The organism is Streptomyces sp. NPDC047130, assembly GCF_040643475.1.
Lineage (GTDB): Bacteria > Actinomycetota > Actinomycetes > Streptomycetales > Streptomycetaceae > Streptomyces.
Window position 1 is genome coordinate 27293 of the sequence record NZ_JBEYUK010000016.1, and the last position, 22720, is coordinate 50012.

The 22720-nt window shown below is 74.2% G+C and carries 21 protein-coding genes and 5 tRNA genes; 7 read left to right on the plus strand and 19 right to left on the minus strand.

Annotation, left to right across the window (positions count from 1 at the left end):
- The first annotated feature begins 125 nt into the window (after window positions 1-125).
- Together ABZ836_RS19820 and ABZ836_RS19825 are read left to right on the plus strand one after the other, a co-directional pair.
- Window positions 126-1415: a lycopene cyclase family protein gene (locus ABZ836_RS19820; protein WP_361143888.1), complete on the plus strand. Its 1290-nt coding sequence runs from the start codon at window positions 126-128 to the stop codon at window positions 1413-1415.
- Window positions 1412-2998: an NAD(P)/FAD-dependent oxidoreductase gene (locus ABZ836_RS19825; RefSeq protein ID WP_361143891.1), complete on the plus strand. Its 1587-nt coding sequence runs from the start codon at window positions 1412-1414 to the stop codon at window positions 2996-2998. Before ABZ836_RS19820 ends, ABZ836_RS19825 begins: the two co-directional genes overlap by 4 nt.
- Window positions 2999-3086: 88 nt before the next feature.
- Here ABZ836_RS19825 and ABZ836_RS19830 read toward each other — a convergent pair whose 3' ends face one another.
- The 7 genes from ABZ836_RS19830 to ABZ836_RS19860 form a co-directional block, all read right to left on the minus strand.
- Window positions 3087-4103, minus strand: coding sequence for a DUF5914 domain-containing protein (locus ABZ836_RS19830; RefSeq protein ID WP_361143894.1), 1017 nt, complete (start codon window positions 4101-4103; stop codon window positions 3087-3089).
- Window positions 4100-5134 (minus strand): phytoene/squalene synthase family protein, encoded by a 1035-nt coding sequence (locus ABZ836_RS19835; RefSeq protein ID WP_356137761.1) that lies wholly within the window; start codon window positions 5132-5134, stop codon window positions 4100-4102. Before ABZ836_RS19835 ends, ABZ836_RS19830 begins: the two co-directional genes overlap by 4 nt.
- Entirely contained in the window at window positions 5121-6692 is a 1572-nt protein-coding gene (locus ABZ836_RS19840) for a phytoene desaturase (RefSeq protein ID WP_361143897.1), read from the minus strand. Before ABZ836_RS19840 ends, ABZ836_RS19835 begins: the two co-directional genes overlap by 14 nt.
- Window positions 6689-7831 (minus strand): polyprenyl synthetase family protein, encoded by a 1143-nt coding sequence (locus ABZ836_RS19845; RefSeq protein ID WP_361144042.1) that lies wholly within the window; start codon window positions 7829-7831, stop codon window positions 6689-6691. The genes ABZ836_RS19840 and ABZ836_RS19845 overlap by 4 nt, the downstream gene beginning before the upstream one ends.
- 367 nt (window positions 7832-8198) lie before the next feature.
- Complete coding sequence (locus ABZ836_RS19850; RefSeq protein WP_356137757.1) at window positions 8199-9368, minus strand: D-alanine--D-alanine ligase family protein; 1170 nt, start codon at window positions 9366-9368, stop codon at window positions 8199-8201.
- A 189-nt stretch (window positions 9369-9557) separates the two neighbouring features.
- Window positions 9558-10604, minus strand: a complete 1047-nt coding sequence (locus ABZ836_RS19855; RefSeq protein WP_361143900.1) for an NAD(P)H-dependent glycerol-3-phosphate dehydrogenase — start codon at window positions 10602-10604, stop codon at window positions 9558-9560.
- The gene (locus ABZ836_RS19860; RefSeq protein WP_361143903.1) at window positions 10601-11386 is read right to left on the minus strand and encodes a lysophospholipid acyltransferase family protein; all 786 of its coding nucleotides are present in this window, start codon (window positions 11384-11386) and stop codon (window positions 10601-10603) included. Before ABZ836_RS19860 ends, ABZ836_RS19855 begins: the two co-directional genes overlap by 4 nt.
- Before the next feature lie 195 nt (window positions 11387-11581).
- On the opposite strand from ABZ836_RS19860, the gene cofC reads away from it, so the two are divergent.
- Both cofC and ABZ836_RS19870 read left to right on the plus strand, forming a co-directional pair.
- The gene (gene cofC / locus ABZ836_RS19865; RefSeq protein WP_356137751.1) at window positions 11582-12223 is read left to right on the plus strand and encodes a 2-phospho-L-lactate guanylyltransferase; all 642 of its coding nucleotides are present in this window, start codon (window positions 11582-11584) and stop codon (window positions 12221-12223) included.
- 51 nt (window positions 12224-12274) lie between these two features.
- Complete coding sequence (locus ABZ836_RS19870; RefSeq protein ID WP_356137749.1) at window positions 12275-12487, plus strand: hypothetical protein; 213 nt, start codon at window positions 12275-12277, stop codon at window positions 12485-12487.
- A gap of 82 nt (window positions 12488-12569) precedes the next feature.
- Here ABZ836_RS19870 and ABZ836_RS19875 read toward each other — a convergent pair whose 3' ends face one another.
- From ABZ836_RS19875 to leuC, 4 genes are all read right to left on the minus strand, one after another.
- Window positions 12570-13229 carry an HU family DNA-binding protein gene (locus tag ABZ836_RS19875; protein ID WP_356137747.1) on the minus strand — a complete coding sequence of 220 codons (660 nt, stop codon included), beginning with the start codon at window positions 13227-13229 and terminating at the stop codon, window positions 12570-12572.
- 136 nt (window positions 13230-13365) lie between these two features.
- Entirely contained in the window at window positions 13366-13596 is a 231-nt protein-coding gene (locus ABZ836_RS19880; protein ID WP_356137746.1) for a hypothetical protein, read from the minus strand.
- 325 nt (window positions 13597-13921) lie between these two features.
- Window positions 13922-14515 carry a 3-isopropylmalate dehydratase small subunit gene (leuD, locus tag ABZ836_RS19885; protein ID WP_356137744.1) on the minus strand — a complete coding sequence of 198 codons (594 nt, stop codon included), beginning with the start codon at window positions 14513-14515 and terminating at the stop codon, window positions 13922-13924.
- 19 nt (window positions 14516-14534) lie between these two features.
- Window positions 14535-15959 (minus strand): 3-isopropylmalate dehydratase large subunit, encoded by a 1425-nt coding sequence (gene leuC / locus ABZ836_RS19890; protein WP_356137742.1) that lies wholly within the window; start codon window positions 15957-15959, stop codon window positions 14535-14537.
- Window positions 15960-16114: 155 nt separating this feature from the next.
- Here leuC and ndgR point away from each other — a divergent pair, with 155 nt between their 5' ends.
- A complete protein-coding gene (gene ndgR, locus ABZ836_RS19895) occupies window positions 16115-16831 on the plus strand; it encodes an IclR family transcriptional regulator NdgR (RefSeq protein ID WP_356137740.1) in 717 nt (238 codons plus the stop codon).
- Between the two features lie 162 nt (window positions 16832-16993).
- On the opposite strand, the gene ABZ836_RS19900 is transcribed toward ndgR, so the two are convergent.
- The 8 genes from ABZ836_RS19900 to ABZ836_RS19935 all read right to left on the minus strand — a co-directional run bounded on the left by ABZ836_RS19900 (window position 16994) and on the right by ABZ836_RS19935 (window position 20552).
- Window positions 16994-17066, minus strand: a tRNA-Glu gene (locus tag ABZ836_RS19900).
- A 28-nt stretch (window positions 17067-17094) separates the two neighbouring features.
- Window positions 17095-17166: transfer RNA gene (locus ABZ836_RS19905), tRNA-Gln, on the minus strand.
- A 22-nt stretch (window positions 17167-17188) separates the two neighbouring features.
- A tRNA-Glu gene (locus ABZ836_RS19910) sits at window positions 17189-17261 on the minus strand.
- Between the two features lie 27 nt (window positions 17262-17288).
- Window positions 17289-17361: transfer RNA gene (locus tag ABZ836_RS19915), tRNA-Glu, on the minus strand.
- 21 nt (window positions 17362-17382) lie between these two features.
- Window positions 17383-17454: transfer RNA gene (locus ABZ836_RS19920), tRNA-Gln, on the minus strand.
- A gap of 94 nt (window positions 17455-17548) precedes the next feature.
- Window positions 17549-18280 carry an HAD family hydrolase gene (locus ABZ836_RS19925; RefSeq protein WP_356137738.1) on the minus strand — a complete coding sequence of 244 codons (732 nt, stop codon included), beginning with the start codon at window positions 18278-18280 and terminating at the stop codon, window positions 17549-17551.
- A complete protein-coding gene (locus ABZ836_RS19930) occupies window positions 18277-19800 on the minus strand; it encodes a hypothetical protein (RefSeq protein ID WP_361143910.1) in 1524 nt (507 codons plus the stop codon). The genes ABZ836_RS19925 and ABZ836_RS19930 overlap by 4 nt, the downstream gene beginning before the upstream one ends.
- Before the next feature lie 155 nt (window positions 19801-19955).
- Window positions 19956-20552, minus strand: coding sequence for a YceI family protein (locus ABZ836_RS19935; RefSeq protein ID WP_361143913.1), 597 nt, complete (start codon window positions 20550-20552; stop codon window positions 19956-19958).
- Window positions 20553-20892: 340 nt separating this feature from the next.
- Here ABZ836_RS19935 and ABZ836_RS19940 point away from each other — a divergent pair, with 340 nt between their 5' ends.
- Window positions 20893-22497, plus strand: coding sequence for an acyl-CoA carboxylase subunit beta (locus ABZ836_RS19940; protein ID WP_356137732.1), 1605 nt, complete (start codon window positions 20893-20895; stop codon window positions 22495-22497).
- A gap of 11 nt (window positions 22498-22508) precedes the next feature.
- The gene (locus tag ABZ836_RS19945; protein ID WP_356137730.1) at window positions 22509-22706 is read left to right on the plus strand and encodes an acyl-CoA carboxylase subunit epsilon; all 198 of its coding nucleotides are present in this window, start codon (window positions 22509-22511) and stop codon (window positions 22704-22706) included.
- The last annotated feature ends 14 nt before the right edge of the window (window positions 22707-22720 follow it).

Below are 22720 nucleotides of genomic sequence, written 5' to 3' on the forward strand. Positions count from 1 at the left end.
CGGGAGTGAGCTGTGACGTCCGACGGCGTGCGCGCCCGTCCGAGCACCGGCGGGCCCTGCCCGCCCCGCACACCGTGCGGCGGCCTTTCGGTGCCGCCGCCGCCCGCGCGCGCCGGGGTGGACGGATGAGCCGCGGGCCCGCGCCGTCGGCCGTGGACGCCGACGTGGTCGTCCTCGGCGCCGGCGCGGCCGGGCTGAGCCTGGCGCACCGGCTGGCCGAGACCGTCCCCGGCCGCACCGTGGTCCTGGTCGAGCCGCCCGCCGGCCCCCTGCGCCCGCCCGAGCGCACCTGGTGCCACTGGACCCGCGGCGACGACGACCTCGGCCCCGCGGTCGCCGCGTCCTGGCCGCGGCTGCGCGTCCACGGAGCCGACGGGCGGGCCGTGACCGTGGACCCGGCCCCGCTGCGCTACCGGATGATCCGGTCCGCGGACTTCGAGCGCCTGGTGCGCGCCCGGCTGGCCGCCGCGCCCGGCGCGCGCCTGCTGCGGGCGACCGCGGAGGAGGTGCGCGACACCGCCCACGGCGCCGAGGTGCGCTGCGTCACGCCGGACGGCGGCGCCCTCCGGCTGACGGCCCGGCACGTCTTCGACTCCCGCCCCCTGCCCGCCCTCCCGCCGGCCCGGACCCAGCTGCTCCAGCACTTCCGCGGCTGGTTCGTCCGCACCGCCGCGCCCCGGTTCGACCCGTCGGTCGCCGACCTGATGGACTTCCGCGTCCCCCAGCCCCGCCACGGCCTCGCCTTCGGCTACGTCCTCCCGCTGGCGCCCGACCGGGCGCTGGTCGAGTACACCGAGTTCTCCCGGACGCCCCTGTCCACGGAGGCGTACGAGGCGGCGCTGCGGCACTACTGCCGCGAGGTGCTGGAACTCGGGGCGTTCACCGTGGAGTCGGCGGAGCAGGGCGTCATCCCGATGACGGACGGCCGCTTCCCCCGCCGGGCCGGCCGGTCGGTCTTCCGGATCGGCACGGCGGGCGGCGCGACCCGGCCGGCCACCGGCTACACCTTCGCCGCCGTGCAGCGGCAGAGCAGGGCGGTGGCCGCCGCCCTGCGCGCGGGCCGGGTCAGCGTGCCGCCGCCGCACGGGCGGCGGTCCCTCGCCATGGACGCCGTGCTGCTGCGGGCGCTGGACACCGGCCGGGTCGACGGCCCCGCCTTCTTCACCGACCTGTTCCGCCGGGTCCCCGCGGAACGCCTGCTGCGCTTCCTGGACGGCGGCACCTCGCTCCCGGAGGAGTGGAGCGTCGGACTGCGCACCCCCGTCGGCCCGATGCTCCGGACCGCCCTCGAACTGCCCTTCCTGCCCCGCCGCCACCGGTCCACCGCACGCACCGCACGCACCGAATCCACCGCACCCAGCGCACCCACCGCACCCACCGCACCCACCGCACCCACCGGAGAGAGCCACCGATGACACCGCCGTACACCACGCGCCCGGCCCAGGGCGGCCCCCACCGCGCACGCGCGGCCCGGCGGGGCCGTGACCGCAAGGCCGAGATCCTGATGCCCGCGCCGGGCCGGGACCGTTTCACACCCGGTGACGCGCCCGGTGTCGCCGTGGTCGGCGGCGGCATCGCCGGTCTCGCCGCGGCCACCCTGCTGGCGGAGCGCGGCGCCCGGGTGACCCTCTACGAGCGGGGCGAGGCGCTGGGCGGCCGCCTCGCCGGATGGCGCACCCGTCTCGCCGACGGCTCCGAGGCCACCATGAGCCGCGGCTTCCACGCCTTCTTCCGCCAGTACTACAACCTGCGTGGCCTGCTGCGCCGCACCGATCCCGCGCTCGACCGGCTCCGGCCGCTGCCCGACTACCCGCTGCGGCACAGCGGCGGGCTGACCGACAGCTTCGCCCGGGTGCCCCGCACCCCGCCGTTCAGCGCGCTCGGCTTCGTCGCCCTCAGCCCCACCTTCGGCGCGCGCGACCTGGCGTCGATGGACGCCCGGGCCGCGCTGCCGCTCCTGGACGTGCGCGTCCCCGAAGTGTACGAGCGCTTCGACGACATGAGCGCGACGGACTTCCTGGACCGGGTCCGCTTCCCGGAGGCCGCGCACCACCTGGCGTTCGAGGTGTTCTCCCGCAGCTTCTTCGCCGACCCGCGCGAACTGTCGGCGGCCGAACTGCTCCTGATGTTCCACATCTACTTCCTCGGCTCCTCCGAGGGCCTGCTGTTCGACGTGCCGAACGAGCCGTTCCCGCAGGCGCTGTGGGAGCCGCTGGGCGACTACCTCCGGGGCCTGGGGGCACGGGTGCGCACCGGCACCCCGGTCCACGACGTCCGGCCGGGCGAGGACGGCGTCGAGCTGCGCACCGACGAGGCCGTGGAACGGCACGAGGCCGTGGTGCTGGCCCTCGACCCGGGGGCGCTGCGCGCGCTGACGGAGGCGTCGCCGGACCTCGGCACCCCCGCCTGGCGGGACGACGTGGCCGCCCTGCGGACCGCGCCGCCCTTCCTGGTCTCCCGGCTCTGGCTGGACCGGCCGGTGCGCCCCGACCGGCCGGGCTTCCTGGGCACCAGCGGCTACGACGGGCTGGACAACATCAGCGTCCTGGAGCTCTACGAGGGCGAGGCGGCGCGGTGGACCGCCCGCACCGGGGGGTCGGTGGTGGAGCTGCACGCCTACGCCGTCCCCGCCGGGGCCGGCCGGCGGGAGACGCAGGACCGGCTGCTCGCCGGTCTGCACCGGGTGTACCCGGAGACCCGCGAGGCACGGGTCGTGGACGCCCGGCACGAGTGGCGGGCGGACTGCCCCTTCTTCCCGGTCGGCTCCCACCACCGGCGGCCGGCCGTGCGCACCCCCCACCCGCTGGTCACGCTGGCCGGCGACGCGATCCGCTGCGACCTTCCGGTCGCCCTGATGGAACGCGCCGCCACCACCGGTTTCCTGGCCGCCGGCGCCCTGCTCGACCGGTGGGGCGTCCGCGGGCAGGTGCTGTGGACGGTTCCCCGCGCGGGCCGGTCATCCGCGCTGCGGGCCCTGAGCGCCCTCGCCGCCCGCTGACCCCTTCCCCGAGATGAGCGGCGGCGGGGGCGCTCACCTCGGGGACCTGGTGCTTCACCCTCGGGGCCTGGTGCTTCACCCGCGGGACTCACCCCGGGAAGCGCCCCGTGCTGCGCAGCGCCCAGCGGCGTTCGGCGTAGTCGAGGTCGTCCCGCCACAGCCGCCCGGCGGTGCGCCGCATCAGCGGGCGCAGCACGGGCGCGGCGGCGCGGGCGAGGGCGAAGCCGGGCCGGTCCGAGGCGGCGACCACCGCCTCGACCACGGCGGTCCGCGGCCGGGGGTCGTCCGGGGCCGTCAGCGGTGTCGCGTGGGTCTCCACCACCGAGGTGCGCCCCTCCCCCTCGGTGATCCGCATGACGACGGTGCGCGGCTCCGGGGCGGTGAACTCCGCCCGCACCGGCACCACCAGACGGCCGGCCACCCGGAACGAGACGTCGACGACGAACACGTCCTCGTCCTCGTCCTCGCCCCGTGGCGCCCCGGCCACCGTCAGGTCCACGAACGAGTACGGGTGGAACCACGAGCCGTGCCAGGGGTCGAGCCGGTTGGCGACCACGTCCTCGGGCTCGCACCGTCCCACCGCCGTGAACACGGCGTCCACGCCGCTGCCCGTCCGGGGTCGCGGCGGGACCACCGGGAGCTCCGTCGGCTCCTCGCCGCCGACCGCGTCGAGCCGGACCCACACCAGCACGCCGTCGTCGTGCACCGGGTAGGGCTCCCACCCGGCCGTCGGCCCGCCGTCCAGGGCCAGGCCGTGCCAGTGGCAGACCAGGGTGCCGCAGGCCACCCGGCTGTCCTTCAGCGGCGCGCCCAGGTGCGGGCACACCCCCGGACCGGCCCGCAGCTCCCCGGACTCCGACCGCCACAGCACCACCTCGACGCCGCCGACGGTCCGGCCGTAGGGGCGCTCGCCGACGCGCACCTCGCGGGAGGCGCCGACGACGAACCAGTTGCCCGAGGGGCGGGCCGAGGCCCGCTTCAGGGCCTCGGCGATCAGGGCGGGGCGCGCCGCGCGCCAGGTCGGCGGCTGGGCCGCCCAGTCCGTCCGGCGGCCCAGCCTGCGCAGCGGGGACGTCCAGCCGGCGCGGTCCGATCGGTCGCTCACGTCACCGGTCCTCTCGACGGGAGCGCCACGCCGTCCGGGCGGGGCGCCGGGCGGGCGGCAGGGCGTGCGGCGGTACGGGCGGCAGGGCGGGCGGCGGTGCGGGCACGGGCCCGCGCGCCGGCGATCTGCACCAGTCCGGCCGCCGCCGTGGCTGCGCGCCGCGCCCCGGACACCACGGCCCGGCGGTGCAGCACCGCGTACCCCTGCTCCGCGATCGCGTCGAGGATCCCGGAGTAGAGGATGAACGCGGTGCGCACGCAGGGACGGGTGCGCGGGTCGAGCAGCGCGATGCCCGGCACGGCCTCGCGGTAGATCTTCCTGGTCAGCGCCTCCGCGGCGAGCAGGGCGTTCCTGATGCGCGGGTCGCGGCGGCCGGTGCGGCGGCTCCACTCCAGCAGCGGCCGGTCCACGCCGTGGGCGTCGAGCAGGTCCGCCGGCAGGTACACGCGGCCGCGGTCCAGGTCCTCGCCCACGTCCCGCAGGAAGTTGGTGAGCTGGAACGCCTCGCCGAGGGCGGCGGCGTAGGGCGCCGCCTCCTCCCGGGGCACGGTGGTGCCGAGCACCGGGAGCATCTGCAGCCCGATCACCGCGGCCGACCCGTGCATGTAGGCCTTCAGGTCCGCGAAGGTCGGGTAGTCGGTGACGTGCAGGTCGCTGCGCATCGAGGCCAGGAAGTCGGCGAAGAGCGCGTGCCCGATGCCGTACCGGCGGGCGGTGTCGGCGACGGCCAGGACGACCGGGTCGTCCGCCTCCCCGGTGCGCAGGGCGAGCGCCAGGTCGTCCTCCAGCCGCCGCAGCGCGGCGTCGCGCTCCCCGGGCGTCCGGTGCCGCGCGTGGTCGTCGACGAAGTCGTCGGCGCGGCGGGCGAAGCCGTAGAGGGCGTGCACGGCGGACCGGCGTTCCACCGGGAGCAGGCGGGTGGCCAGGAAGTAGGTCCGCCCGTGGCGGGCGTTGAGCCCGCGGCACCGGGTGTAGGCGGCGCGCAGCTCCGGATCGGTGATCCGGGCGGCATCGAGTTCACGACGGGTCATGGACGCCTGCCGGGGTCGCTGGGGCGGTCCGCGCGGCGCGCGGGCCGGAGGGGAGGGAGGTGACCGTCCGGCGCGGGGTGCCGCCGGTGACGCGCGCCGCGGCCAGCTTGCCGCTGAGCAGCACCGTGGGCACCCCGACGCCGGGGGTGGTGCCGCAGCCGGCCAGGACGGCGTTCTCCACGCCGCGGATCAGGTTGCGCGGGCGGAACGGGCCGGTCTGGGCGAAGGTGTGGGAGACGGAGAAGGGGCTGCCGGCCGCGTGGCCCTGCGCCGTCCAGTCCAGCGGCGTGATCAGCGCCTCCTCCTGCACGCTGTCCGCGAACCCGTCGAGCCCGCGGCGTTCGAGTTCGGCGACCAGGCTGTCCCGGTAGCGGGGCCCCAGGTCGCGCCAGGTCTCCGCGGAGGGCCCCACAGCGGTGTTGGGGCAGGGCGCCAGCACGTAGTGGAGGTGCCGGCCGGCCGGGGCGAGACGCGGGTCGTGCGTCGTCGGCCGGGTGATCAGCAGCGAGGGGTCGCTCATCAGACGTCCCGAGCGGGTGAGTTCCTCGAAGGTCTGCTCCCAGGCCGCCCCGAAGGAGAGGGTGTGGTGGGCCAGCGAGTCCCAGGTGCGGTCCGTCCCGGCGTGCAGCACGACGGCGGACGGCGAGTGGCGCAGCCGCACCGGTCGCCTCGGGGCCCGCCCGAGGAGTTCGTGGGCGGCGGGCAGTTCGCAGGTGAGCACCACGGCGTCGCAGGCGATCCGTTCCCCGGAGGCCAGCCGCACGGCCCGCACGCGGTCCCCGGAGCGTTCCAGCTCCGTCACCTCGGAGGACCAGCGGAACTCCGCCCCGGCGCCGGACGCGGCGTCCGCCATCCCGCGCGGCAGCGCGTGCATGCCGCCCTTGGGGAACCAGACGCCGGCCACGGTGTCCATGTAGGCGATCACGGCGTAGGCCGCGAGCGCCCTGGCCGGGGCGACGCCCGCGTACAGCGCCTGGAACGAGAAGACGCGGCGCAGCCGGGGGTCCTGGAGGAACCGGCCGATGCCGCGGTCCAGCCGCCCGAACCCGCCGAGCGCCGCCAGCCGGGCCAGGTCCGGGTGCAGCAGCTGGAAGGGCGAGTCGAAGTTGGCGTCGACGAAGCGCCGCATCTGGGCGCGGTAGAGCCGCTCCAGCCAGTCCCGCAGGCGGCGGTAGCCGTCGGCCTCGGCGGGTCCGGCGAACCGCCGGACCTCCTCCTCCATCGCCTCGCCGTCGGTGTGCACGTCGAGTGCGGTGCCGTCGGCGAACCGGGCGCGGTAGGCCGGGTGCAGGGGGACGAGCTCCACGTGGTGACGGAGGCTGTCGCCGACGGCCGCGAAGGCCTCGTCGGCCAGGTGGGGCATGGTGAGCACGGTGGGGCCGGTGTCGATCTCGTACCCGCCGAGGCGCAGGTGTCCGGCGCGGCCTCCGGGGCCGGCGTCCCGCTCGACGACGGTGACGCGGCGCCCCGCCCCGAGCAGGTGCAGCGCGCAGGCGAGGCCGGACAGTCCGGCGCCGACCACGACGACATGGTCCGTGGGACCCGGTACGGTCCTCATGCCGCCTCCCCCGCGCCCTCGAGGGCGACGCCCGCGGCCAGTCCCACCAGGGCCGCGAACTCGGCGCGCACCGCGGGTGGGGCGCCGGTGCGGGTGAAGTGCCGCAGGGCGGTGGCGGCCAGTTCCCCGATGCGCGCCTCGACGGCGTCCCGGGCCCCGGTCCGGGTCAGCGCCGCGCGGACCCGCTCCAGGTCCTCGTCCGACCCGGTCTGCGGGCCCGCGGCGAGCGCGGTGGCTGCCTCGGCGTCGCCGGACGCCCCGGCGAGCCGGACACCGGCGGCGAGCAGGTAGGTCAGCTTGCGGGCGCGCAGGTCGTCGCCGGCCGGCTTCCCGGTCAGCGCCGGGTCTCCGAACGCGCCGACCAGGTCGTCGCGGAGCTGGAACGCCAGCCCGGCGCAGCGTCCGGCCAGACGCAGCGCGTCCAGGACCGCCGCGTCCGCCCCGGCCAGGGACGCGCCCAGCGCGAGGGGGCGCTCCACGGTGTACAGGGCGCTCTTCAGGGTGGCGATGGTCACCGCCTCGTCCATCCCCGACGCGCCCGTGGCCTGGGCGCGGACGTCCCGGTACTGGCCGGCCGCCATCTCGCGCCGCATGGCCCGCCATTCGCCCAGCAGCCGCCCGCCGTGCGGCGAGCCGAGCGCGGTCGCCGCCGCGAGGTCGTCCGCCCAGACGAGGGCCAGGTCGCCGGCCAGCACGGCGGCGGACAGGGCGAACGTCCCCGGCGGGCCGGTCGTGCGCGCTTCCTGGTACAGGTCCGCGAACTCCACGTGGAGGGCCGGGCCGCCGCGCCGCAGCGCCGATCCGTCCATCACGTCGTCGTGGACCAGCGCGCACGCCTGCACGAGTTCCAGGGCCGCGCCCGTGCGGAGGACGGGCGTGGCGTCCCCCGTTCCGCCGGCCGCCCGCCAGCCGCACCAGGCGAAGGCGGCACGCATCCGCCTGCCGCCGCGTCGGACGAACGCGGCGAGGCGTTCGGCGACGTCGTGGGCGAACACCGGGTCCGTGTCACGGGCCTGGGCCAGCGCCTCGTCCAGGACGCCGGCGAGTTCCGCCTCGACCGCCCGGACGGCCTCGCGGGCCGTGAGCGGACCGTCGAGCGGCCTGACCGGTTCGGCCACCGTGAGCCGCACTCCCAGCATGCACAACCCCTCTTCACTCTCGGTCACCTGCACGCCTGTGCTTCGGCCGAGGGACGGTGGATGGATGCGCTGATCCCTGCCCGTTCCGAGCCCTCTTGCGGACCGGGGTCACTCCACCGGCCCTGCCCGCGTCCCCACCCCGGCGCAAAACCGGCCTCCGGCGGAGGGGCGGGCGGGGCGGGCGGCAAGCGGCAGGCAGGCGGAGCGGCAGGCAGGCGGAGCGGCAGGCGCGGCGGGCCGGGCGGGACGGCGGAGGCTGCTGTGCGAGGGCGGCAGCGGTCGCGCGGCCCCCGGGAACGGCGAACCCCGCCGCGGGCGGGCCGCGGCGGGGTGGGGGGTGCGGGCGCGGGTGCGGGGAGGAGAACCGTTACCGCAGGCCGGTGCGGCGCCGCAGCGCCGCCCCCAGCAACCGGTCCACCAGCTCCCCGTACGACACCCCGGACTCCTCCCACATCCGCGGATACATGGAGATCGGCGTGAACCCCGGCATGGTGTTGATCTCGTTGATCACGAACTCCCCGTCCTCCGTGAGGAAGAAGTCGGCCCGCACCAGCCCTTCGCAGGACGCCGCGTCGAACGCCTCGACGGCGAGCCGCTGCACCTCCGCCGTCTGCTCCGGCGTCAGCGGCGCCGGCACGATGCCCGCCGCGGAGTCGATGTACTTGGCCTCGAAGTCGTAGAAGGCGTGGCTCTGCGCCGGGGGGATCTCGGCCGGCACGCTCGCCCGCGGCCCGTCCTCGAACTCCAGCACGCCGCACTCGATCTCGCGCCCCACCACCGCCGCCTCGACGATGATCTTCGGGTCGTGCGCCTGCGCCTCGGCGATCGCGTCCTCGAGCCCGGACAGGTCGTCGACCTTGGTGATGCCGATGGAGGAGCCGGCCCGCGCCGGCTTCACGAACAGCGGCCAGCCGTGGTCGCCCGCCAGGTCGACGATCTTCTTGCGGGCGGCCGCCGGGTCCTGCTCCCACTCGCGGGGGCGGATCACCACGTACGGGCCGACCTTCAGACCGAAGGAGGTGAAGACCCGCTTCATGTACTCCTTGTCCTGGCCGACGGCGGAGGCGAGCACGCCCGCGCCGACGTACGGCAGGCCGGAGAGCTCCAGCAGGCCCTGCAGGGTGCCGTCCTCGCCGTACGGGCCGTGCAGGACGGGGAAGACCACGTCGATCTCGCCCAGGGTCTTGGCGACCGAGCCGGGCTCGCTGTAGACGACCTCGCGGCTGGCGGGGTCGACGGGGAGCACCACGCCGCCCTCGGTGGACTCGGCGAGCTCCTCCACGGCCGGGACGACACGGTCGGTGATCGCCATGCGGTCGGGCTCGTCGGCGGTCAGGGCCCAGCGCCCCTCCCGGGTGATGCCGACCGGCAGGACGTCGTACTTCGTCCGGTCGATCGCGCGCAGCACGGCGCCCGCGGTGACGACGGAGATGCCGTGCTCGGAGCTGCGTCCTCCGAAGACGACGGCGACGCGCGGCTTGCGCTGCGGTTCCTCGGCGGTCGGCTCAGGGCTCTGGGGGAGGTTCTGGGTGCTCATAACGGATTGAGCGTACCCGCTGGTTCCGCGAGGGTCAGCGGGCGCGGTCGGCCGCGCGGACGATTCGCCCGGTCTGCCCCTGCGGAGGGGGCCGACCGGGCGTAGGCCCACGACCAGGGACGTTCCGGCGCCACCGGCGGACCGGGTCGTGCCACCGGCGAGCGGGGCCGGCGCCGCCCCGCCGCCGGGTCAGCGCCGTTCCGGCTTGGGGTCGCGCCCCATGAGCTCCTTGAGCGCGACGACCGGCGGCTTGCCCTCGTGGACGATCTCCACGACCATCTCGGTGATCGGCATGTCCACCCCGTGCCGGTGGGCGAGGTCGCGCACCGACTCGCAGGACTTGACGCCCTCGGCGGTCTGCCGGGTCACCGCGATGGTCTCCTCCAGCGTCATCCCCTTGCCGAGGTTGGTGCCGAAGGTGTGGTTGCGGGACAGCGGCGAGGAGCAGGTGGCGACCAGGTCCCCGAGGCCGGCCAGACCGGCGAAGGTGAGCGGGTCGGCGCCCATGGCGAGGCCCAGCCGGGTGGTCTCCGCGAGTCCGCGGGTGATCAGCGAGCCCTTGGCGTTGTCGCCGAGGCCCATGCCGTCGGCGATGCCGACCGCGAGGCCGATGACGTTCTTGACCGCGCCGCCGAGTTCGCAGCCCACCACGTCGGTGTTGGTGTAGGGCCGGAAGTACGGGGTGTGGCAGGCGGCCTGGAGCCGGCGGGCGACGGACTCGTCGGCGCAGGCCACGACGGCGGTGGTGGGCAGCCGGGAGGCCACCTCGCGGGCCAGGTTGGGCCCGGTGACGACGGCGACCCGCTCCGGCCCCACCTTGGCGGCCTCGGAGATCACCTCGCTCATCCGCATCGCCGAGCCGAGTTCGACGCCCTTCATCAGGGAGACCAGCACGGTGTCGGGGTCGAGCAGCGGCGCCCAGGCGGCCAGGTTGCCGCGCAGGGTCTGGGAGGGCACCGAGAGGACCGTGAGGTCGGCGTCCCGGGCGGCCTCGGCCGGGTCGGCGGTGGCCCGGATCCCGGCGGGCAGTTCGGCGCCGGGCAGGTAGTCGGCGTTGACACGGGTGGAGTTGACGGCCTCCACGACCTCGGGCCGGCGGGCCCAGAGGGTGACCTCGCAGCCGGCGTCGGCGAGGACCATGGCGAACGCGGTGCCCCAGGAGCCGGCGCCGAAGACGGCCGCCTTCACCGGCCGTGCGCCGTCGGCCCGGGGTTCGGCGGGGACGGGTCGGGTCACTTGCCGTTCCCCTCCCCCGCCGTGGCGGGGCCGGTCTGCTCGGCGGTCCGCCGGGCGGCCCTGCGGCGCTGTTCGAGGCGGACCTCGCGGGGGTCGTGGCGGACCTCGGGCGCCTTCTCTCCGCGGAGCACTTCGAGCTGGCGGGTGATGGCGTCCATGATGACCTCGGTGGTCTCCTTGAGGACCTCCGGCGTCATCTCCTTGCCGTGGAAGCGCGACAGGTCGACCGGCGGCCCCGCCATCACGCGCACCGTCCGGCGCGGGAACAGGCTGGGCTTCCTGGCGTACGGCGGCAGCACCTCGTTGGCGCCCCACTGGGCGACCGGGATCACCGGGCACCGGGTGCTCAGGGCCACCCGGGCGGCGCCCGTCTTGCCGGTCATCGGCCAGACGTCGGGGTCGCGGGTGAGGGTGCCCTCCGGGTAGAAGGCCACGCACTCGCCGCGTTCGACGGCGTCGATGGCGGCACGGAAGGCGCTGAGCGCGTCGGTGGACTCGCGGTAGACGGGGATCTGGCCGGTGCCGCGCATGACGGCGCCGACGAACCCCTTCCTGAACAGCCCGCTCTTGGCGAGGAAGCGCGGCACGCGGCCGGTGTTGTACTGGTAGTGCGCGTAGACGAGGGGGTCCACGTGGGAGATGTGGTTCACCACGGTGATGAAGCCGCCCTCGGCCGGAATGTTCTCCATTCCTCGCCAGTCCCGCTTCAGCAGAAGCACCAGCGGCGGTTTTGCGATGACCGCTGCGAAGCGGTACCAGAAGCCGATTCTGCGGCGAGGCACGCGCACACCTTCCTCTTGGGCCCGTCCGGCCGTACGGGGCCGGGGCCTGGTTCCTGGGGGGTCGTGGGTCGCACAAGTGTGGCCCCGGGCCGACCGTCTGTCGAGAACACCGTACGCCCCGCCCGTCGGCGGCCGTCGCCCTGCCGCCGGACGGGGCGGGGGACAATGTGGGCGACAAGAGAGGGACGAACGCGCGTGCACTGGACCCTGGTCATCCCCCTGAAGCCCCTGGCGCGGGCCAAGAGCAGGCTGTCGGACGCCGCCTCGGACGGGCTGCGGCCGGGGCTCGCGCTGGCGTTCGCGCAGGACACGGTGGCCGCCGCGCTGGCCTGCGCGGCGGTGCGGGATGTGGCGGTAGTCACGGAGGACCCGCTGGCGGCGCGGGAACTGGGGGCGCTGGGCGCGCGCGTCGTCGCGGAGGCCACGGCGGGCGGCGGTCTGAACGCCGCGCTGGCGCACGGCGCGGCGGTGGTCCGCCGGGCACGGCCCGCGGCCGCGGTCGCCGCCCTCAACGCGGATCTCCCGGCGCTGCGGCCTGCGGAATTGTCCCGTGTGCTGGCCGCGGCGGCGGAATTCCCCCGCGCCTTTCTGCCGGACGCCGCGGGAATCGGGACGACATTGCTGACGGCGTCCCCGGGCCGGGAATTGCGTCCGGAATTCGGGCCGGATTCACGGGCCCGCCACGCCGCCTCGGGCGCCGCCGAGCTGCCGCTCGCCGACGTGGGGTCGGTCCGCCAGGACGTGGACACCGGCGCCGACCTGCGGGCCGCGCTGGCGCTCGGGGTGGGTCCGCGGACGGCCGCGCTGGCCGCCCGCCTGCTGCCGGCCGGCCCCTGAACGGCCGCCGCCGCGCCGGACCGGGCGCGGGCCCGCCGGTACGCTGACCGCATGCAGGCCACCGCTTACACCTTCGACCCGGACACCCGCACCGGTCAGGTGCTGCTCGACGACGGGACCCCGGTCCCCTTCGACGCCGCCGCCTTCGACGCGGGCGGCCTGCTCCTGCTGCGCCCTGGCCAGCGGGTGCGCCTGGAGGTCGGGGACGCCCCGGCGGCGGACGGCGCGCCGCGCATCACCCTGGTGACCCTGCAGACCTTCTGAGCTCCCCGGACGCGCCGCGGGCCGGACTTCCACGAGGGAGTCCGGCCCGGCGCGCGAGCTGCCCGAGGGGCGCGTGACGTTCCTACTTGCCGCCGCGCGAGGCGGTCTTCTTCGCGGTGGTCTTGCGCGCCGCGGACTTCTTGGCGGGCGCCTTCTTCGCGGTGGCCTTCTTGGCCGGGGCCTTCTTGGCGGCGGTCTTCTTGGCCGTGGCGGTGGTCTTCGCGGGGGTGGTCTTCTTGGCGGCGGCCGAGGTCTTCTTCGCCGTCGACGACGTGGTCTTCTTCGCGGCGGCCGAGGTCTTCTTGGCCGTGGCCGAGGTCTTCTTCGCGGCCGTGGTCTTGGCGGCGGAGGCCTTCTTCGCGGCGGTGGTCTTCTTGGCCGCGGCCTTCTTCACGGTGGCGGAGGCGCCACCGGTGAGGCTGCCCTTGGGGGCCTTCTTCACCGCGACGTCGTTCTTCGGCAGCTTCTTGGAGCCGCTGACCAGGTCCTTGAAGCCCTGACCGGCGCGGAACCGCGGCACCGAGGTCTTCTTGACCCGCACCCGCTCCCCCGTCTGGGGATTGCGGGCGTAACGCGCCGGGCGGTCGACCTTCTCGAAGGAACCGAAGCCGGTGACCGACACCCGGTCCCCGGCGACGACCGCGCGGACGATGGCGTCCAGGACCGCGTCCACCGCGTCGGCGGCCTGCTGACGGCCGCCGACCTTGTCGGCAATCGCTTCTACGAGCTGCGCCTTGTTCACGTCTTCCCCTTCGGAGACATTGCGAGAACGTATCCGTTCAAGCGTTTTCGCACGTTAGGCAGATATATACCGCAAATCAAACACGAAACGGGCTAATCACCCTTGTGCCGCAACGGACTCGACCGCCCCGGAGTGCTCAGTGGCTCTCGGCGGGGAATCGTCCCTGCGCGAGGTCGTCCGTGAACCGCTCCAGCCGCCTTGTCGCGTCGGCGAGATCATGTTTGGCCGCTGCCGTGATGATCAGCAGCTTCCGGGTCAGCGCCACCCGTACGCCCTCCGGGACTTGCAGTGAGCGCACCTTTGTGTGCGCTTCCTTGAGCCGGTCCGCGACTGCCGCATAGAGCGCGAGTTGGCCGTCGTGTTCCATGCACAGATTGTGCCATCTAGGGCGAGTTGTCGCCTGCGCAGGGGGCAACTGCTCACTCGACGGGCCCTTCGAGGCCGCCGTCCACGGGCGGCGCCAGGGCTCGTGTACCCGGACAACATCGCAGCTAACACGGGGAGTTGGGAACGAATCGGGCGGCGTCAACCCGTCGGTGGGGCCGCGCGGCGAGGTAGCCCAATCGTGGTGGCGGGGTGCGACGGGAGGTTCGAAGGGGTGGCCGAAAAAGACCCCCGGAACCGACCGGTCGGGTCGGTTCCGGGGGCCTTCGGGTCCTCGGAGGGCTCCGCGGGGAGCGGAGCCGGGGGGCTCAGGCGGCGATCGTCCTCGGCTTGTGTCCGGGCCGCCCGGCCTCGTAGGCGGCGATGTCCGCCTCGTTCCGCAGGGTGATGGAGATGTCGTCGAGGCCGTTCAGCAGCCTCCAGCGGGAGTTCTCGTCCAGCTCGAAGGGGGCGGTGACGCCCTCGGCCCGCACCTCGCGGGCCTCCAGGTCGACGGTGATCTCCGCGGTCGGGTCCTGCTCGGTCAGCTCCCACAGGGCGTCCACGACCTTCTGGTCGAGCACCACGGTGAGCAGGCCGTTCTTCAGCGAGTTGCCCCGGAAGATGTCGGCGAAGCGGGAGGAGACCACGGTCTTGAAGCCGTAGTTCTGCAGGGCCCAGACGGCGTGCTCGCGGGAGGAGCCGGTGCCGAAGTCGGGGCCGGCCACCAGGACGGTGGCGCCCTGCCGCTCGGGGCGGTTGAGGACGAACTCGGGGTCCTTGCGCCAGGCCTCGAAGAGCCCGTCCTCGAACCCGTCCCGGGTCACCTTCTTGAGCCAGTGGGCGGGGATGATCTGGTCGGTGTCGACGTTGCTGCGGCGCAGCGGGACGGCCCGGCCGGTGTGAACGGTGAAGGCTTCCATGTTTTCGGCTCCAGCTTTCTCAGACGCCGGCGGCGACGGGCGCGTCGGACAGGTCGGCCGGGGAGGCGAGCCGGCCCAGGACGGCGGTGGCGGCGGCCACCGGGGGCGAGACCAGGTGGGTGCGGCCGCCCTTGCCCTGACGTCCCTCGAAGTTGCGGTTGGAGGTGGAGGCGGAGCGCTCGCCGGGGGCGAGCTGGTCCGGGTTCATGCCCAGGCACATCGAGCAGCCCGCGTGCCGCCATTCGGCGCCGGCCTCCTTGAAGACGACGTCCAGGCCCTCGGAGACCGCCTGCAGGCCGACCCGCGCGGAGCCCGGGACCACCAGCATCCGTACGCCGTCGGCGACTTTGCGGCCCTTGATGACCTCGGCGACCGAACGCAGGTCCTCGATGCGGCCGTTGGTGCAGGAACCGACGAAGACGGTGTCCACCGCGACCTCGCGCAGCGGCGTCCCGGCCTCCAGCCCCATGTACTCCAGGGCCTTCTCCGCGGCGAACCGCTCGGACGGGTCCTCGAAGGAGGCGGGGTCCGGCACTGCCGCCGAAAGCGGCGCTCCCTGGCCGGGGTTGGTGCCCCAGGTGACGAACGGGGAGAGCTCCGCGGCGTCGATGACGACCTCGGCGTCGAAGACCGCGTCGTCGTCGGTGCGCAGGGTCCGCCAGTACTCGACGGCGGCGTCCCAGTCGGCGCCCTCGGGGGCGTGCGGGCGGCCCTCGAGGTAGGCGAAGGTGGTCTCGTCGGGGGCGATCATGCCCGCGCGGGCGCCGGCCTCGATCGACATGTTGCAGATGGTCATCCGGGCCTCCATCGAGAGCTTCTCGATGGCGCTGCCGCGGTACTCCAGGACGTAGCCCTGGCCGCCGCCGGTCCCGATCCGCGCGATCACGGCGAGGATCAGGTCCTTGGCGGTGACCCCCTCGGGCAGCTCGCCCTCGACGGTGATCGCCATGGTCTTCGGGCGGGCCATGGGCAGCGTCTGGGTGGCCAGCACGTGCTCGACCTGCGAGGTGCCGATGCCGAACGCCAGCGCGCCGAAGGCGCCGTGGGTGGAGGTGTGCGAGTCGCCGCAGACCACCGTGGTGCCGGGCTGGGTCAGGCCCAGCTGCGGGCCCACCACGTGGACGACGCCCTGCTCGACGTCGCCCAGGGAGTGCAGGCGCACGCCGAACTCGGCGCAGTTCTTGCGCAGCGTCTCCAGCTGGGCCCGGGAGACCGGGTCCGCGATCGGCTTGTCGATGTCGATCGTCGGGGTGTTGTGGTCCTCGGTCGCGATGGTGAGGTCGAGGCGGCGCACGCGTCGGCCGCTCTTGCGGAGGCCGTCGAAGGCCTGGGGGCTGGTCACCTCGTGGAGCAGGTGCAGATCGATGTAGAGGAGGTCGGGCTCGCCCTCGGCTCGCCGGACGACGTGGTCGTCCCAGACCTTCTCCGCCAGTGTCCTACCCATCGCTTTCCCTTCGGCGGGGACCACGTCGGCCCCGCACTTCTTGAGACTCAGGTGGTGGCCGCCGAGCGGCGACCACGACGCCATGCGTCCCAGAGTGGCGCGTTCCACGGGAAAGTGAACTTGCGTTTCACAGAGTGAGACGCGAATATCGTTGCATGGACAACAGCAGCGGCGTCGGCGTTCTGGACAAGGCGGCCCTTGTGCTGAGCGCTCTCGAGTCCGGTCCGGCCACCCTCGCGGGTCTGGTCGCGGCGACCGGACTGGCAAGGCCCACGGCCCATCGTCTGGCCGTGGCACTGGAGCATCACCGCATGGTCGCGCGCGACATGCAGGGCCGTTTCATTCTCGGGCCGCGTCTGGCCGAGCTGGCCGCGGCGGCCGGCGAGGACCGGCTCCTGGCCACCGCCGGCCCGGTGCTCACGCATCTGCGCGACGTCACCGGGGAGAGCGCCCAGCTCTACCGCCGCCAGGGCGACATGCGGATCTGCGTCGCCGCCGCCGAGCGCCTGTCCGGACTGCGGGACACCGTGCCCGTGGGATCGACGCTGACCATGAAGGCGGGTTCGTCGGCGCAGATCCTGATGGCCTGGGAGGAGCCCGAGCGGCTCCACCGCGGCCTGCAGGGCGCCCGTTTCACCGCCACCGCGCTCTCCGGCGTGCGCCGCCGCGGCTGGGCCCAGTCCATCGGCGAGCGCGAGCCGGGCGTGGCCTCGGTGTCCGCCCCCGTGCGCGGTCCGTCGAACCGGGTGGTGGCCGCGGTGTCCGTCTCCGGTCCGATCGAGCGCCTCACCCGGCACCCGGGCCGGATGCACGCGCAGGCCGTCATAGACGCGGCCACGCGGCTCTCCGAGGCGCTGCGACGCGCCGGCTGACGTCTCCCGCGGCCCGTGTCCGCCCCGGTGGGCGGACACGGGCCGCTTCCCTGCCCCACCACACTCGCCCGTCCCGCCCGTCCCGTCCGCGACCGGACCGTCGGACCGGGCGGACAACGAGGAAGGGTCCCGTTCTCTCGAACGGGACCCTTCTCCTACACGTACCCCCGACCGGATTCGAACCGGCGCTACCGCCTTGAGAGGGCGGCGTGCTAGGCCGCTACACAACGGGGGCGAGGATCTTGCGTTTCCGCAGATCCGAGCTGGTCTACCTGGACTCGAACCAAGACTAACTGAACCAGAATCAGTCGTGCTGCCAATTACACCATAGACCAATACATGGTATAGACCAGTTTGTACCCCCGACCGGATTCGAACCGGCGCTACCGCCTTGAGAGGGCGGCGTGCTAGGCCGCTACACAACGGGGGCCTTTGGCGATCCTCCGAAGAGAATCAGTACCCCCGACCGGATTCGAACCGGCGCTACTGCCTTGAGAGGGCAGCGTGCTAGGCCGCTACACAACGGGGGCTTTGCAGATGAGCTCTGCGAGCTGGCCTACCTGGACTCGAACCAAGACTAACTGAACCAGAATCAGTCGTGCTGCCAATTACACCATAGGCCATCGGAACGCAAGCCCCCGTGCGGGGGATCTTGTTCTCTTGTCGCGCTTCCGGTCCCGGCCCGTTCGGCCCGTTTCCCTCGGCGCAGGAAGAACATTACCCGAAGGTGGACCGTGCTCCAAAACGGGTTTCCCGCCCCAGCACCCCGGGCAGCTCCGCCAGGCTGCGGATCCGCCGCCAGGGGAGCTCCCGGGGGCCGCCGGGCTCCTCACCGTGGCGGTCGATCCACACGGAGAGCAGGCCGGCCTCGGCAGCGCCCCGCCCGTCGATGTCCGGGTGGTCGCCCACGTAGGCGACGCGCTCCGGGGGCAGCCGGAGGGCCTCGCACGCGGCGTGGAAGGCCTCGGCGGCCGGCTTGGAGACGCCGAGCTCGGCGGCGCAGAGCACCGCCTCGAACCGGTCCAGCACGCCCAGCGCGCGCAGCTTGTGCTCCTGCACGCGGAGGCTGGAGTTGGAGAGCACCGCGTGCCGGTGGCTGGGCACCAGCGCATCGAGGGCCGGGAGGAAGTCCGGGAACAGGGCCCAGGCGGACTCGTAGTGGACGATGTACCGGTCGAACCAGGCGTCCGCCGCGGCGTCGTCGAGGTCCCGTCCGGTGAAGGTGCGGACCCGGTCCCGCCGGTGCTCCTCGTAGGTGACCTCCCCGGCGGCGAAGCGCGTCCAGTGCAGCTCGGTCACCTCGCGCCAGCGCGCGAGTGCGTGGTCGGCGCTCTCGTACGCCGCCGCCAGGCCCTCGGCGGCGAGATGGGCGGCGATGCCGCTGCGGTCGGCGGTGCGGTAGTCGAAGAGGGTGTCGTCCACGTCCCACACCACGGCCTCGATGGTCATGGTCCGACAGTACGCCCGCCGGGCGCCGCCTGTCCCCGGTCCCGCCCGTCCGGCCCCTTGGGCGGCAGCCAGGCGACGTGCCCGCCCGCGAGTTCCACCGGCCGCCAGCCGTCGGCGTAGCCGGGCGGGCGGCGGCCGTCGACGGTGATCACGGCGAGCGGCGAGGAGCGCTGGAGGCGCAGCAGCCCGGCCACCGTGATGCTGCCGTCGTGGCCGCCGACCGGCTGCCGCGAGGAGCAGCCGGCGTAGTAGGCGACGGGCACGAACTGGTCGCCGCTGACGACGCACGGCGGCCGGACCCCCAGCCGGTGCAGTTCGGCGGCGACGGCGGTCAGTTCCCGGTGCTGGGCGCGGCTGCGTTCGGTGACCGTGGCCGCCACCGCGAGCTGGGCGGCGACGTGCCCGAGCAGCGCCAGGGCGAGGCCGCCGCCGAGCAGGACGCGGGTGCGGCCCCTGGTCCTGCCCACCGCCCGGACGGCGGCGACCAGCGCCTCGGCGACCGGGACGGCCAGCAGGGCGTAGGCGGGCAGCAGGAACCGGGGGGCGGCGTAGTCGATGGTGAACAGGTAGGTGACGGCCAGGGAGCCCGCGACGACGGCGGCGAGGACGGAGGCCGCGCCCCGTCCGGCCCGCCGGGCGAGGACGATCCCGGCGGCCGTGACCAGGGGCAGCGCGAACCACCACAGCGCGGTCCACCGGTGGTTCCAGGGGCCGACGCAGGGGCGGCACAGCGTGCGGCCCACCAGGGAGCGGATCTGGTCGTCGACGGCGAAGTGCAGGCCCATGCCGCCCTGGATCTCCCCCGCGCGGCGCAGCCGGGCGAACAGACCCCCGTACGACTGGTAGGCCTCCACCACCCAGGGCAGCGCGCCCAGGGCGAGTCCCGCGACCAGCACCAGCGGCAGGGCGCGGTGGCGCCGCCAGGCCGGCACCAGGAGGGCCGCGGCCACCAGCGGCAGGGCGAGCCAGAGGCCGTCCGCGGGGCGCATCACGGCGACGAGACCCACGGCCGCCGCCGCGAGCCAGGGGGCACGGCGGTCCTCCGGGACGCCGGGTCCGCGCCGGACCGCGCGGAGGAACCAGCCGGTGGCGGCCAACGCCCCGAGCGCGCACCAGAGGTTGGGCATGGCGCGGGGTCCGTAGAAGAGGGTGACCCACAGGCCGGCGAAGAAGAGCCCCGCGACGCCGAGGACGGCGGGCGGGAGCAGCGTGCGCCATACCCGCAGGGCGAGGAGGAGGCCGAGCCCGGCGAGCAGGGCGAGGTAGACGCGGAGCGCGGCCGGGGAGGCGGCGGAATCGGTGAACGCGGCGACGGGCGCGCTGAGCCAGCTGACCCCGCGGGCCCGGGGGGCCGAGAAGAAGGCGGCGGGGGTGTCGCCGCCCTCGACCTGGGTGACGTAGACGATCTCGTCCCAGCCGAGCCCGGTGCCGGGGATCAGGACGAGTTGGGCCGCGGTGAAGACGGCGGCCGCCGCCGCGGGCCACAGGAGTGCGGGTCGCGCGTCCACGAGACGTTGCATGGGCCCACCCTGTCGGGTGGGCGGCCGTCCTGCCCAGACGGCGCGGGGACCGCGTCGCGCAGGAGGGGGACGGCGTGTAGCCCGAGTGCCCGGGCGGGCGGCGCGCGTGTTCCCCGCCCGGTGTCCGGGCGGGGAACCCCCGCGGCGCACGGGCGTCAGGCGGACTTGATCGCGGAGATGTCGAAGCGCAGCTTGATCTTGTCCGACACCAGCACGCCACCGGTCTCGAGGGCGGCGTTCCAGGTGACGCCCCAGTCGGAGCGCAGGATCTCGCCGCGGCCCTCGAAGCCGACGCGCTCGTTGCCGAACGGGTCCTTGGCGGCGCCCTGGAACTCGAGGTCGATGGTGACGGGCCGGGTGACGCCGAGGATGGTCAGGTCGCCGGTGACCCGGTAGTCGTCGCCGCCGACCGCCTCGACCTCGGTGGAGCGGAAGGTCATGTGCGGGTGCTCGTCCGTCCTGAAGAAGTCCGCGCTCCTCAGGTGACCGTCGCGGTCGGCGGAGCCGGTGTCGATGGAGTCCATGACGATGTCCAGCGAGGCGGTGGACTTCGACGGGTCGGCGCCGTCCAGGTGCAGGGAGCCGGTGAACTCGCGGAACTGGCCCTTGACGTTGGTGACCATGGCGTGGCGGGCGACGAAGCCGAGCGTGGTGTGCGAGGGGTCGACGGTGTAGTCGCCGGTGAGGGCCGCGAGGTCCGGGCTCACCGGGGCGTTGCCGGCGGCGTCGTTGCTGCGGTTGAAGATGCCCATGATGTGCTCCTCGGAGACGGATCGGACGGATGACTGCGGGCGTCGGTTGAAGATTCAACGAATCCCCGACGAGTACGAAGGTAGCGCCATTCTGTTTAAGATTCAACCGTTCGCGCCGAAGGGCGCCCGGAATCACCCTCCCGGCCGCACCGCGGACGCCGTGCCGCGCTCACCCGGGTGGAGCAGAGCACTTGTGGCGTCCCCACAACGGCACGGGCGGTTCGTCAGGAGGATCGCCTGCACGGACGGGGTCTTCTGTCCGGTAGCGCCAGGAAATCGCGCCGGACACTGTACGGAGTCGACGGCCCGGTGCGTCCGGCTCGCTTCGTAAGGTCGCTACATGACCGTTGTGGAAGAGGCACTGGGTGAGCCCACGGAGGACCTGAACGAGCCGGCCGACGCGCGAGGCCGTGCGGCGGAGCTGCACGGGATCCGGGCGCGGGCACTGGCCGGGCCGAGCGAGCGGGCCACCGAGGCGCAGCACGCCAAGGGCAAGCTGACCGCACGGGAGCGTATCGACCTGCTGCTGGACCCCGGTTCCTTCCGCGAGGTCGAGCAGCTGCGCCGCCACCGGGCGACCGGGTTCGGCCTGGAGGCCAAGAAGCCGTACACGGACGGTGTGATCACCGGATGGGGCACGGTGGAGGGCCGTACGGTCTTCGTCTACGCCCACGACTTCCGGATCTTCGGCGGCGCCCTGGGCGAGGCCCACGCCACCAAGATCCACAAGATCATGGACATGGCCATCGCCGCGGGGGCGCCGCTGGTGTCGCTGAACGACGGCGCCGGCGCGCGGATCCAGGAGGGCGTCTCCGCCCTGGCCGGCTACGGCGGCATCTTCCAGCGCAACACCAAGGCGTCCGGCGTCATCCCGCAGATCAGCGTGATGCTCGGCCCGTGCGCGGGCGGCGCGGCCTACAGCCCCGCCCTGACCGACTTCGTCTTCATGGTCCGCGAGACCTCGCAGATGTTCATCACCGGCCCCGACGTGGTCAAGGCGGTGACCGGCGAGGAGATCACCCAGAACGGCCTCGGCGGCGCCGACGTCCACGCCGAGACCTCGGGCGTCTGCCACTTCGCGTACGACGACGAGGAGACCTGCATCGCCGAGGTCCGCTACCTGCTGTCGCTGCTCCCGCAGAACAACCGGGAGAACCCGCCGCAGACGGTGGCCACGGACCCGGCCGACCGGCGCTCGGACGTCCTGCTGGACCTGGTCCCCGCCGACGGCAACCGGCCCTACGACATGGCGAAGGTCATCGAGGAGATCGTCGACGACGGCGACTACCTCGAGGTCCACGAGCGCTGGGCCCGCAACATCATCTGCGCGCTCGGCCGGCTCGACGGGCAGGTCGTGGGCATCGTCGCCAACCAGCCCCAGGTGCTGGCGGGCGTGCTGGACATCGAGGCCAGCGAGAAGGCCGCGCGCTTCGTCCAGATGTGCGACGCCTTCAACATCCCCATCCTGACCTTCCTGGACGTGCCCGGCTTCCTGCCGGGCGTGGACCAGGAGCACGGCGGCATCATCCGGCACGGCGCCAAGCTGCTGTACGCGTACTGCAACGCGACCGTGCCGCGGATCTCGCTGATCCTGCGCAAGGCGTACGGCGGCGCGTACATCGTCATGGACTCCCAGTCCATCGGCGCCGACCTCACCTACGCCTGGCCGACCAACGAGATCGCGGTGATGGGCGCCGAGGGCGCGGCCAACGTGATCTTCCGCCGCCGGATCGCCGAGGCCGACGACCCCGAGGCCATGCGGGCCCGCATGGTCAAGGAGTACAAGTCCGAGCTGATGCACCCGTACTACGCCGCGGAGCGCGGTCTGGTCGACGACGTGATCGACCCGGCCGAGACGCGGGAGGTCCTGATCGGGTCCCTCGCGATGCTCCGCACCAAGCACGCCGACCTGCCGTCCCGCAAGCACGGCAACCCGCCTCAGTAGGAGACGAACCCATGAACACGTCGTTCGACATCCGCGTGGAGAAGGGGCAGGCCGAGCCGGAGGAGCTCGCGGCCCTCACCGCGATCCTGATGGCCCGCGCGGCCGCGGCGCCGGTCCCGGTGCCGGGGCACGGCGGCGGCTCCGTGCGGGCCGCCTGGCGGCGCCTGGAGCGCGAGCCCGGCTTCCGCGCCCCACACAGCTGGCGCTGACCTCACCCGCGCGA